The organism is Enterococcus sp. DIV1937 (genome assembly GCF_050535975.1).
In the GTDB taxonomy this organism is placed as follows: Bacteria; Bacillota; Bacilli; order Lactobacillales; family Enterococcaceae; genus Enterococcus; species Enterococcus faecalis.
Genome location: NZ_CP172909.1, coordinates 1820162 through 1832776, shown reverse-complemented (window position 1 = coordinate 1832776; position 12615 = coordinate 1820162). Strand labels below are relative to the sequence as shown.

Below are 12615 nucleotides of genomic sequence, written 5' to 3'. Positions count from 1 at the left end.
AATCGAGAAGGAGCTAGACAATGAATCTATTTTCAATAATCAGTTTCCTAGTAATTGTCATCTGCGTATGGATTTTTGCCTATTCTCGATCCAGAAGTGTAGATACTTCTGGATCAGAAGGTTTCTTCATGGGTGGCCGAAGCTTAACAGCCTTACCGATTGCTGGGACAATTATTATGACCAACCTATCCACAGAGCAAATTGTTGGACAAAACGGTCAAAGCTATCATGCAGGAATGGAAGTTATGGCTTGGGAAGTAACTGCTGCAATTGCAATTGTCGCATTGGCAGTCATTTTTTTACCAAAATATTTTAAATACGGTATTAATACGGTTTCAGATTTCATTGAAATTCGTTATGATACAGTTACAAAACGAATTATTTCAATCTTGTTTATTGTTACCTATATGATTTCTTTTTTACCAGTAGTTCTTTATTCTGGGTCACTAGTATTCAATAAGATTTTTCATATTGATGAGCTGCTGGGTGTCGAACCTATTGTCGCAATCATTCTTGTGGCGATGGTGATTGGTATTGTTGGGATTCTTTATCTGCTGATTGGCGGCCTATCTTTAAGTGCCAATAGCGATTCGATTTATGGCGTTGGTTTATTGGTTTGTGGTTTGTTGGTTCCAATACTAGGTTTAATGAAACTGGGTGATGGCAGTTTTATTGGTGGGATTGAACAGGTTGTTGAAAACACACCATGGTTACTGAACTCTGTAGGTGCAATTGATTCTGCTGTTGTACCATGGCCAACATTATTTACAGGGATGTTGTTTAATAATTTGTATTTCTGGTGTACCAATCAGATGATTGTTCAAAAAGCACTTTCAGGAAAAAATTTAGCAGAAGCACAAAAAGGGGCTTTTTTAGTGGGGATTTTCAAAGTGTTTGGCGCATTATTCTTAGTATTTCCAGGAATTGTTGCAAGAAATCTTTTTGGGGATGCGTTGATGTCCAATCCTGATAACGCATATCCATATTTAGTAACTGAAGTTTTACCAAAAATGCTTTTCGGCATTTTTGCTGCAGTTATTTTTGGGGCAATTTTATCTTCCTTTGCGGGGGCTTTAAATGCAACCTCGACTCTGTTTTCGCTAGATTTTTACAAACCAATTATCAATAAGAAAGCAGATGACAAACAAATTGCTCGTGCGGGAAAAACAGTTACAGTTATTGTAGGGATTATTTCAATTATCGTTGCACCGTTTATTTCTTTTGCACCAGCTGGATTGTATCAATTTGTTCAAGAGTTTAATGGATTATACAATATGCCATTGTTAGTGATTATACTTTTTGCGTTTTATTCCAAAAAAGCAACTGCTTTTGGAGCAAAAATGACAATTGCTATCCACATTATTTTGTATGCGCTATCAAAAGTATTTTTGAAAGATATCCATTTTTTATATGTCTTAAGCCTGCTCTTCTTCTTAGACATTCTTATTTTAATAGTAGTTTCTAAAATAAAACCAGATGGCGAATTTGTTTTAAATTCTTTTGATACGAAAGTAAATATTGAACCTTGGAAACATACAAAACTTGTCGCAAGTATATTAGTTGTCGTGGTTATCCTAACCTATGCAGCATTTTCACCAATCGGATTTGCTAGATAAAAATATTTCATGAATGAGGAGAAGTTTATGAGCAAAAACATATTGATTATTTGTGAGACAGGAATTAGTGCATCGCTGTTAGTTTCAAAATTACTTGAAGCAATTAGGGAAAAAGAGTTATCTTATGATTTAGATTATGCGCCTGTTTGTCGGATTGAGGAAAAACTTGGTTATAAAGAGTATGATGTGTTAATGTTGACCCCACAAGTCGCTCGTGTCAAAGAAAAAGTGGAAAAATATTTAGAAGGCTGTCAGGGGCAGGTTGTTTTTATCGATCAAGAAGATTTTCGTTATATGAACACAGAGAAGATACTCGCAAGTATCGAAAAGTAAGATTTAGAGAGTGGGACATCAGTCAACTTTGGTTGATGTCTTGCTTTTTTATTGTGTTCAAAAAGAGCAGAATCAAAATCTTACGTTTTATAGTGAGTACCAAATACTTTTATAGAAATAAAGCTAAAGTCATTATTTTAGTAAAAAATAGATTAATTTACTAAAATAATATATAATAAAGGTAAAACTAGGAGGGAAGCATATGACGTGTATTTCATTATCGATTTTAAATCAAGAACAAGAAGTTAGAAAAGCTAAGATAGATGATTCAGATTCTTTGAAAGAGTTAACTATTACAGGAAAAGATTTTGTTTGTTTAGCTGCTCGGGATTGTCAATTACAAGACGGCGATGTGATTCAAGTTTGTTTAGATACGCCCAATACTTATTTAATGGTGAAGTTAGATGCTACGCTTGATAGCAGTTTGATTTATGTTCCAGAACAAAAATGGACGTTTCCAATCATAAAAAATGAAAACGCTATCGAAGCGCGAGCAGCGTATCGTTTTGAAACCAAGAAACCTTATATAAGTGTGCGTATTGCCACTAAAGAAGAAATTAAGAGTTATCGTAATTGGGCGTTAAATCCGCATGATTTACAACATTTTACTGGTGCGTATCCTCATGCATCTGCCAACGTGGAAACGCGAAATGATGCTACTTTTTTTGCTTGTAATGCGATTGACGGTACCTTCGCTAATCTTTATCATGGGCCGTATCCTTATCAATCATGGGGGATTAATCAGCAATTAGATGCCGCATTAAAAATTGAATTTGGGCGTGAAGTCTTGTTGGATAAAGTGATCTTAACATTACGAGCGGACTTTCCTCATGATAATTATTGGCAACAAGTGACTTTAAAATTTTCCGACGGTACACATGAAGTTTTTAAAACTGTTAAGACTGAGCAACGCCAGAGCTTTACCTTTGCGAAACGGGCAGTGGAGTGGGTGATACTAACAGAGTTAATTCAAGCAGATGAACCATCACCATTTCCAGCATTAACACAAATTGAATTATTTGGTCAAAACAAATAAAAAATAAGGACGGTTCCTTTATAGGAGCGGTCCTTATTTTTTATTTCTGGCGTGGGCTAGTTGTCGATTGGCGGACAACCAATTCTGTGTTTAACAGGACTCTACGAGGAATGCTAGGCATTTGAATTCGTTTGTGCAATAAATTAATGCCTGTCTCGCCCATTTCTTCAGTAAAGGCATGGACAGAGGATAGCGGCGGTGAGACATATTGAGAAATAGAGATATCATTGATCCCCATGACACTAATTTCTTCAGGAACCTTTATACCGTGTGCGGCTAACGTATGTATCACACCGATTGCAAAGGCGTCATTATAAGCAAGAATCGCAGTAGGTAAATCATTTCCCCATTTCTCTAACGCTTCTTCTGTCAATTGTTCCCCTGTTTTGACATCCAACATGCCATTTTCTTTTAAGATAAAATAATCTTCGTTAAACAAGTGATAATGCTGCATAATGTCAAGATAAGCATTGGTTGTCGGTGTTTTATAGCGACGGAAACCATACATATTTTCGCTTTCTTCGGCACCAATAAAGGCAATTTTTTCGTGGCCCAATTCCAAAAGATGGGTTAAGGCAATCTCGGTTGCTTGATAAAAATCAGTATTTACAGAATCAAATTCTTCCAATGGGAAATTACTGCCAATTACACAAAGATTGGGATGCAGTTGCTGCAACTCTTGTAACGTCTTTTGAGTGAATTTGCCAATTGCCAAAATGCCATCAATCCCTTGAAGGTTATGTTGTTCCAATTGAGAAACTTTTAGAATATTGTAACCTAACTCTTCGGCCCGTTTTTCAGCGCCTAAACGAATCGACATATAGTAAATATCCGTTAGTTCTTCGTCATCTGAACGCCACTGAACGACGGCAATCGAAGGCTCTTGCGGAGCTGTTTGTACGGAAAGGTTAGGTGTCAGTTGCTCCTGCTGTTTGTTTTTATTTTTAGTTTTATATTTCGTATAATTCAGGGTTTCTGCTGCTTCAAAAATTTTTCGCTTGGTTTCCTCTGTAACGGATAAGTTTGGATCATAGTTCAGAACTCGCGATACAGTTGAAATTGAAACATTCGCGACTTTTGCGATATCTGTAATAGTTGCCATTCTAAATGCCTCCTTCTCAAGTACTATTATAGCATATAGTATATTTCTTTTTAGTAAAAAAAAGCAAGAAAAAGCTTTTTTTACTTTTTTTTAGCAAAAACTATTGATTTTTTGACTAAAAAAATATACTATAAAGTCAAAGAAAGCGCTTTAATTCGATGGAGAAGGTGGTTTAGTGAAAAGATTTTCACTTTTTTTACTAATTTTACTTGCTTTAACAGGTTGTAAATCCGGTGAAAAAGAATTTGATGAAGAGTCTCTTCAAAATCTAAAGGAAACGGCACAGTCTTATTCAGAAACAGAATTACAAAATGGTGACGTTCGTTTAAATGAATATATTTCCTTGAAAGGGGAGATTGTTGAGAGTGACAGTCGTTCCAGTTTAATAAAAAAAGGTGATCGTTTTATTTTGAAAAGTGGTTCTAGTAAATATCAAGTTTTTAATGAGCAAAAGAAAAAATTGAAGATTGGTGACGAAGTGACAGTTTACGGAGAATATTACGGCTTTTTGAAAGGGACATTAATTGAAAGTGAGGAGAATCATGATTCAGCCACGAATTAGACAGAATCCTTTTGAAACATACGAAGAAGTTGCAGAAGGATTTGAAGATTTATTAGCGCCACTGGAATTGTTTTTTGATCGAGAATATCAAGGTCATCTGGATTTAGGGACACACGGGACAGTTTATTCTAAAGGAACACGTGATGCGGAGGCATTTTTACGACCATTATGGGGACTAGGTCCTTATGTAACGCAAAATGAAAGTGAGTATTTGAATGAATTTCTAACGGGAATTATCGAAGGAACCGATCCTGAGAGTTCATCTTATTGGGGAAAAACAAAAGATTATGATCAATTGATTGTTGAGATGGCAGCATTAAGTACATTTCTTTTGTTAAACAAAGAAAAAACGTGGGACCAATTAACAAAAGAACAGCAAAACAATTTACACAGTTGGCTGATACAAGCCAATGAAAACATTATTCCGCCAAATAATTGGCATTTCTTTAGAGTGTTGCTGAATTTAGCGATGAAACATTGTGAAATGCCGTATTCAAAAGAACAGATTGCTGTTGATTTGGCTGTAATTGATCGTTTTTATGTCGGTAATGGTTGGTATTATGACGGAGTCGAGACACAAGTTGATTATTATGTTTCTTTTGCTATTCATTATTATAGTTTATTGTATTGTCGTTTTGCCCCGGAAGATACCGCAAGAGTGGCTATTATGAAGGAACGAGCAACTTTGTTCGCGCAAGAGTTTAAATATTGGTTTACTCAGCCAGGAGAAGCGATTCCCTTCGGACGTAGCTTAACGTATCGTTTTGCTCAAGTGTCATTTTTTAGTGCCTTAGTTTTTGCAGATGTTGAAGCATTGCCGTGGGGTGAGATCAAAGGTCTAATCAGCCGACATCTTCATCAATGGATGAACAAAGATATTTTTACAACAGATGGATTATTGTCGGTAGGTTATGATTATCAAAATATGGTCTTTGCCGAAGGCTATAATGGTCCTGGTTCACCTTATTGGGCCTTTAAAACATTTATTTTGTTAGCGGTTCCAAAAGATCATCCTTATTGGCAAGCAGAAACACAGCCTATTAGCTTTCCAGAAAAACACTTACCTTCACCAGAAAGTCGGAACTACTATCAAGTAAATGATGCAGGGACACATGGTTTAATGTTTCCAGCGGGACAATTTATTAATTATCAAGCTCATGCGCATGATAAATATAGTAAATTTGTTTATTCTTCCCATTTTGGTTTCAGTACTATAAAGAGTGATTATTGGTATTACGAAGGTGCTTATGATAATTGCTTGGCTTTAGCTGAAGACGACCACTATTTCCGCACGAAAGGATTAGATGATCAGTACGAAATTCTTGATGATCGTATCATTCATCAATGGCATCCTTGGTCCGATGTAGCAATCAAAACGACAATTGTACCATTAGAAGGCCAACATTTACGGATCCACGAAATTGAGACACAACGTGCATTAGTGGCTTATGAAGGTGGCTTCTCAATCCCGCTCTTCGATGAAAAGGTCACTTGTGTTTCTGATCAAATGGCTGAGGTAAAAAATGCAAAAGGTGTGTCAAAAGTAGAAAATATCAACGGCTTTTCTGAAGCTGCGATTATTCGAACAGAACCGAATACAAATTTACTTTATCCATTAACGGAGTTGCCATATTTGAAAGCAAACTTGTCGAAAGGGAAACATCTTTTAATTTCATTGGTGACAGGCGTACTACCGAATGAGCAAATTGAGCCAGTTAAAGTTAGGTTAAAAGAAAATCAGCTTTTAGTTGAAGAAAAAGTTGTAATTTTGGGGAATTAGGGGGAGAAATACACAATGACAGAAAATGGACAGATTGAGTGGTTGCCGAAGCAAATCAGTTTTGCTTTAAACAAAGTTCGAGGAAATTTAGAGACATTTAAAGAATTAGTTCCACCCGCGGCAAGTTTAAATCAAATTTATTATCCTGAAGAAAATATTGACTGGACGGCCAGCTTTTGGCCAGGAATGTTATTTTTAGCAAAGGAATTAACAAATTCAACAGAGTTCGATGAAGTGATTACCACACAGATGGCTTCTTTTCAACATCGCTTGGATGAACAAATTGAGCTGGAAACACATGATATAGGCTTTTTGTATATTTTAACAGCAATTGCCGATTATCAAGTCAATGGTCATGAGGCCTCAAAAGAAATGGCCTTGCAAGCTGCGGACTTATTAATGAAACGTTATTCACCAAAAGCCAAGATTATTCAAGCTTGGGGGAATTTAGACGATCCAGAGCAACGAGGTAGAATGATTATTGATTGTTTAATGAACTTACCATTATTATACTTTGCAGCAAAAATGACTGGCAAGCAAGAGTATTATGAAGCTGCCTACAATCATGCGAAACAAACACAAAAATATATTGTGCGAGAAAATCACACCACGTTCCATACGTATTATTTTGATACGGAAACAGGCGAAGCTTTATACGGTAAGACGCAACAAGGATATTCAGACGATTCTTGTTGGGCTCGCGGCCAAGCCTGGGGAATTTACGGCTTTACGTTAAGTTATTTATATACAGGAGATAGTAGTTTTCTGGAAACAGCAAAAAATGTTGCTGATTACTTTATTCAAGAATTACCAGAGGACAAAATCTGTTACTGGGATTTAATTTTCAATGAAGGGAGTGAAGAAGAACGTGATAGCTCATCTGCTGCAATTGCTGCATGTGGCTTACTAGAATTATCTCGTCAGCTTCCATTAAATGATGAAAAACATGGCTATTATGAAAAGGTTGCGCTAGAACTATTACAAGCATTAGCGGAAAAGTATACAACGGTTTTACGACCAGAGTCGAACGGCCTATTGCTTCATGGTGTCTATGATAAAAAAACAAATACAGGAGTCGATGAATGCATGATTTGGGGCGACTACTTTTATTTGGAAGCGTTAACTCGTTTAGCGAAAAGCTGGTATTCTTTTTGGTAATTCATGGAGGAAAACTCCTAAAAAATAATAAATAGCGGAGGTAGTACAAATGAAATTTTGGAAAAAAGGCTTAACAGCGGCAGCGTTGTTAGCGGTGGCGGCAGTAACTTTAACAGCATGTGGTGGTTCAAGTGAAAAGAAAGCAACTGAAAAGAGTGAAGATGGCAAAACAAAATTAACAGTAACTACTTGGAATTATGACACGACCCCAGAATTTGAGAAATTATTCAGAGCTTTTGAAGCGGAAAATCCTGATATCACTATTGAACCGGTGGACATTGCTTCAGATGATTATGACACAAAAGTAACAACGATGCTTTCATCAGGAGATACGACGGATATTTTAACCATGAAAAACTTACTTTCATATTCTAATTACGCGCTACGCAATCAATTGGTGGATTTAACCGATCACGTTAAAGATTTAGATATCGCACCTGCCAAAGCAAGTTACGAGATGTATGAAATCGATGGTAAAACCTATGCTCAGCCTTACCGTACAGATTTCTGGGTATTGTATTACAATAAAAAAATGTTTGATGAAGCCGGAATTGCCTATCCCGATAACTTAACTTGGGATGAATATGAAGCGTTAGCGAAAAAATTATCTAAACCAGAAGAACAAGTATATGGTGCCTATCAACATACTTGGCGCTCAACCGTTCAAGCGATTGCTGCTGCTCAAAACAATGCCAATTTGATTGAACCAAAATACAATTATATGGAAACTTATTATGATCGCGCATTGAGAATGCAAAAAGATCAATCACAAATGGATTTTGGAACAGCAAAATCAACAAAAGTAACGTATCAATCACAATTTGAAAATTCAAAAGCGGCGATGATGTACATGGGTAGCTGGTACATGGGGACTTTATTAACAAACATTGATGATGGCAAAACAAATGTCGAATGGGGGATTGCCGAAATACCACAACAAGAAAAAGGCAAAGCAACTACCTTTGGCTCACCGACAAGTTTTGCAATTAATAAAAACAGTAAAAAACAAAAAGCTGCTCAAAAATTCTTAGACTTTGCTTCAGGTAAAGAAGGTGCAAAACTTTTAGCAGAAGTAGGGGTGGTTCCTTCTTATAAAACAGATGAAATTGATAAAATCTACTTTGCAAGAAAAGGAATGCCTTCAGATGAAGTCTCACAAAAAGCCTTTAACCCAGATACAATTAATTTAGAATTCCCATCTGATAAAAACGGTGCCGCAATTGATAAAGTATTACAAGAAGAACATGATTTAATTATGGTCGGCGACGAAAAACCAAAAGATGGTATTGCTAACATGGAAAAACGTGTCAAAGCAGAGATAGACTAACTATTATTTCCTGCAAAAACACAAAAGATTGATGAAAAAAATAAGCTGAAATGAGTAACCTACAATGAATTTCAGCTTATTTTTTTAAATAAAGAATGTAGCTTGAGTTTGGAAGGAGGGCCTGTTAAGTTCACTTAACAGAATACAATTATGGAAATTACTTCAAAAACAAAAACAGCAAATAAATTGAGACGAAAAAATACGTGGACTGCGTTATCTTTTATCGCACCAAACTTTATTGGCTTTTTCCTCTTCACTTTAATCCCGGTTATCTGTTCACTGATTTTAGCTTTTATGAGTTGGGATTCTTTTTCAACTCCTGAATTTGTCGGAATGAAAAATTTCACCAAAATGATTCATGATGATACGTTTTGGATTTCGTTAAAACAAACGTTTATCTATACGATTGGTGTTGTTCCGTTAACATTGATTTGCTCATTAGGACTAGCGATTTTGTTGAATCGTAAAATTAGAGGGATGAAATTTTTTAGAACGGCTTTTTTCTTTCCTTATGTAACGTCATTAGTTGCGATTGCGGTCGTTTGGAATATGCTATTTCATCCAACAATGGGACCAATTAATCAATTTTTGAAATTATTTATTGAAAATCCTCCTGGCTGGACATCTAGTTCTACTTGGGCTTTACCAGCAATTATCATCGTTAGTGTGTGGCGCTTTATGGGGTATTATATGATTTTGTATTTAGCTGGTTTACAAAGTGTGCCAAGAGAATTATATGAAGCAGCGTCAATGGATGGCGCGGGTAAATGGAATCAATTTTTAAATGTTACCTTACCTTCACTACGACCAACGACCTTTTTCGTGACTATCATGCTTGTAATTAACTGTTTCAAAGTGTTTGACTTAGTTCAAGTTATGACTGGTGGTGGACCAGGACGTGCAACGAATGTGTTAGTTTACGAAATTTACAATGAAGCCTTTGTCAAATTTAATTTTGGTTATGCATCAGCCATTGCGATGGTCTTATTCATCATCGTTCTAGCGATTACTGTGGCCCAATTTAAATGGAATCAACATCAAGAGAAAGTTTAGGAGGAGAAAAGATGGAAGCAACTTTTTCAAAAAAAGAAAATACTCGAAAAGCAAAAACGAAAAAAGCAGAAAAAGTCACACCTGGTGGGATCCTTGTAATCATTCTCTTAACTTTACTTGCGTTAATTACTTTGGTTCCTTTCATTTGGATGGTTTCAGCATCATTTAAAACAAACAATGAAGTTTTCACCATTCCAATTCAATGGATTCCTAAAAGTTGGCATCCAGAAAACTATTCCGTTATTTGGGAACGCATTCCATTGTTAACTTTCTTTAAAAATACGTTATTTTTAAGTATTGTGATTACGATTATTCAACTATTTACTTCAAGCTTTGCAGCATATGGCTTTTCAAAAATGAATTTTAGAGGAAGAGATACACTTTTTATTACGTACATCGCAACAATTGCTATTCCTTGGCAATCGTATATGATTCCACAATTTATTATGATGCGTCAATTAGGTTTGACTGACACGTTATGGTCACTTGTTTTATTACAAGCATTTAATGCATTTGGAGTCTTTTTACTGAAACAATATTACAGTAGTATTCCAGATTCACTATGTGAAAGTGCGCGGATTGATGGGTTAAGTGAGTGGGGAATTTATTGGAAAATTATTTTACCATTAACCAAACCAGCTTTAGCCAGTCTCACGATTATTACTTTTGTGAATACATGGAATGACTATATGGGACCTTTCATTTATTTATCTTCTACTGAGAATAAAACGATTCAGTTAGGTTTGAAAATGTTCGTCGGTTTATTTGATGCTGAATATGCCTTAATCATGGCCGCATCAGTGGTTTCTATTTTACCAGTAGGGATTGTCTTTTTAGCAATGCAAAAATACTTTGTTGAAGGTATTGCTACATCTGGAATGAAGAATTAGGAGGAAGTTTGAATGTTTACTAAGCAAACCTTTGATAATAATATCTATATGAAAATTTTTCGCTGGCTTTACATTTTATTTATCGGTAATCTAGGGCTTCTCTTAGTGAACATTCCTTTTTTTATAGCGGTGATTAGCTTAGACATTGATCCACGAAACCTCCCACTTTTTGTAGTAACGTTGCTGCCGATGGGGGCAGGGATGATTGCACTTTTAGGCTTAATCGATACTTTTAAAGAAGAAAAGGAGCTGGATCCGTTTAAAACTTTTTTCCAAAAGTTTCGTCAGTTTGGGTTAAGAGGCTTTCTTATCAGCTTGCTTGGCTTAGGAAGTAGCATCATCAGTGTGACAGATATATTCTTTTTTGCCAAAACAACGATTGGTAAATGGTTTATTCCATTGATGGTCCTTCTGCTAATTTTTGGGTTAGCTATTATGCTGAATGCTTGGTATTTTCAAGTACGAAACCCGCAAGCTTCTTTTAAAGATGTGTTTCGGATTTCAATTTACTATGGACTGCGGAAATGGTATGTCAGCTGTCTAAATGTTTTTTTACTATTCTCAATGTTTGCAATGATGTTTTTGAAGCCACAGTTTGGGTTTGTTGTAACCCCTGTCCTGTTCCTAGGGATTATTTATTTAAATACTGGGAAATTGCATGAAAAGCAAAAAAAGAATAAATAATTTTTACATAATAAGTAATCTCGATTTTCAGGAAAATGAATGAAGGTGGGGTTGCTTATTTTGTTCTTGCCTTGTTTATTAAAGTGGAGGGAGCGAACGAATGAAGAAAAAAATAATTATTTTAAATAGCTTTTTGATAGGTGCTATTTTTGTGCTCGTTATTTTTACTACCAGCCAGCAAAGTATGATTAATAACGAAGCAATCCAAGTCGAAGAATTAATTGTTTATGGCGATAAAAATATGAATCGTGTAGCGAAGCAATTCTCTGATCAGAATAATTTAACTTCGTTTGGAAAAAATTTCTGGCGCAAAACGTATAACGGAAAATCACCCGCTCAGGAACTACTGAAGGTTGCAATGGAGGATTTAGTACAACATAAAATGATTAGACAACTGGCGACGGAGTTAGAAATAGCCCACTCACAAACATTTGGGCAAGAAAAAAAAGAATGGCAAGACCAAAAGAGCAGTTTAACGCTCTGGCAATTTTTAGATGCAAAAGATCAACAATTACAGGACCAAATAAAAGAGAAATTAATGGAGAAAGAAAAGCCAACGCAAAAAGAATTGCGGCAGGCCTTTGAGCAATTGGATGATAAATATAAAAAGACCGATTACTTTGTTGAAGCAATTGAAATTCCAAATTTTTCAGGTAAGCAAGCAGAATTAGAAAAAATAGCCGAAGCAATCTCTCCGAATCTATCTTATGAGGAGACGTTATTGGAGTGGCAAAATAAATTACCTAATCTTGTTATTGAATCGTATCAATTGAAGAGTGCAGAAATCCAAAAAGAGGATATTTATTCGTTGTCTGTTGGGGAGATTCTTAGTGAAAAAGCTGTTGGTACCGTGGTGAAAGGATACCACGAAAACCAATACTTTTATATTTTTAATAAGGAAGGAGGGCAACTTTTACAGTTTGAAGAAGCACCACAATTTGGCAAAAATGCCTATATCAACACACGCTACAAAGAGAAATTAGCTACGTATCAACAAGCAACCAAAGTAGACTTGTTGGAGAAAGACAGAGAAAAGTTTTTTCAAAATTATCAAAATAAAAACAGTTAAGGAGC

12 protein-coding genes are annotated in these 12615 nt (G+C 35.7%); 11 read left to right on the top strand and 1 reads right to left on the bottom strand.

From position 1 onward, the window contains the following. Window positions 1-20 precede the first annotated feature (20 nt). From IGL13_RS08790 to IGL13_RS08780, 3 genes are all read left to right on the top strand, one after another. Window positions 21-1616: a solute:sodium symporter family transporter gene (locus IGL13_RS08790; RefSeq protein ID WP_002364405.1), complete on the top strand. Its 1596-nt coding sequence runs from the start codon at window positions 21-23 to the stop codon at window positions 1614-1616. Between the two features lie 9 nt (window positions 1617-1625). After that, the gene (locus IGL13_RS08785; RefSeq protein WP_002356829.1) at window positions 1626-1949 is read left to right on the top strand and encodes a PTS sugar transporter subunit IIB; all 324 of its coding nucleotides are present in this window, start codon (window positions 1626-1628) and stop codon (window positions 1947-1949) included. Window positions 1950-2151: 202 nt separating this feature from the next. Next, window positions 2152-2985, top strand: a complete 834-nt coding sequence (locus IGL13_RS08780) for a hypothetical protein (RefSeq protein WP_002376929.1) — start codon at window positions 2152-2154, stop codon at window positions 2983-2985. A gap of 40 nt (window positions 2986-3025) precedes the next feature. Here IGL13_RS08780 and IGL13_RS08775 read toward each other — a convergent pair whose 3' ends face one another. Then, complete coding sequence (locus IGL13_RS08775; RefSeq protein WP_002356832.1) at window positions 3026-4087, bottom strand: LacI family DNA-binding transcriptional regulator; 1062 nt, start codon at window positions 4085-4087, stop codon at window positions 3026-3028. 175 nt (window positions 4088-4262) lie between these two features. Here IGL13_RS08775 and IGL13_RS08770 point away from each other — a divergent pair, with 175 nt between their 5' ends. The 8 genes from IGL13_RS08770 to IGL13_RS08735 all read left to right on the top strand — a co-directional run bounded on the left by IGL13_RS08770 (window position 4263) and on the right by IGL13_RS08735 (window position 12610). Next, a complete protein-coding gene (locus tag IGL13_RS08770) occupies window positions 4263-4649 on the top strand; it encodes a hypothetical protein (protein ID WP_002356835.1) in 387 nt (128 codons plus the stop codon). After that, the gene (locus IGL13_RS08765) at window positions 4630-6429 is read left to right on the top strand and encodes a DUF2264 domain-containing protein (protein WP_002356836.1); all 1800 of its coding nucleotides are present in this window, start codon (window positions 4630-4632) and stop codon (window positions 6427-6429) included. Before IGL13_RS08770 ends, IGL13_RS08765 begins: the two co-directional genes overlap by 20 nt. A 15-nt stretch (window positions 6430-6444) precedes the next feature. Next, a complete protein-coding gene (locus IGL13_RS08760) occupies window positions 6445-7587 on the top strand; it encodes a glycoside hydrolase family 88 protein (protein ID WP_002356837.1) in 1143 nt (380 codons plus the stop codon). A 49-nt stretch (window positions 7588-7636) separates the two neighbouring features. Further along, window positions 7637-8914, top strand: coding sequence for an ABC transporter substrate-binding protein (locus IGL13_RS08755; RefSeq protein ID WP_002356838.1), 1278 nt, complete (start codon window positions 7637-7639; stop codon window positions 8912-8914). A 150-nt stretch (window positions 8915-9064) separates the two neighbouring features. Beyond that, complete coding sequence (locus tag IGL13_RS08750; RefSeq protein WP_002356840.1) at window positions 9065-9967, top strand: carbohydrate ABC transporter permease; 903 nt, start codon at window positions 9065-9067, stop codon at window positions 9965-9967. Then, complete coding sequence (locus IGL13_RS08745) at window positions 9940-10857, top strand: carbohydrate ABC transporter permease (protein ID WP_002383582.1); 918 nt, start codon at window positions 9940-9942, stop codon at window positions 10855-10857. Before IGL13_RS08750 ends, IGL13_RS08745 begins: the two co-directional genes overlap by 28 nt. 12 nt (window positions 10858-10869) lie before the next feature. Further along, on the top strand, window positions 10870-11541 hold the full coding sequence (locus IGL13_RS08740; RefSeq protein WP_002389950.1) for a hypothetical protein: 672 nt from the start codon (window positions 10870-10872) through the stop codon (window positions 11539-11541). Window positions 11542-11641: 100 nt separating this feature from the next. Then, window positions 11642-12610 carry a hypothetical protein gene (locus IGL13_RS08735; RefSeq protein ID WP_002378522.1) on the top strand — a complete coding sequence of 323 codons (969 nt, stop codon included), beginning with the start codon at window positions 11642-11644 and terminating at the stop codon, window positions 12608-12610. Window positions 12611-12615: the final 5 nt, after the last annotated feature.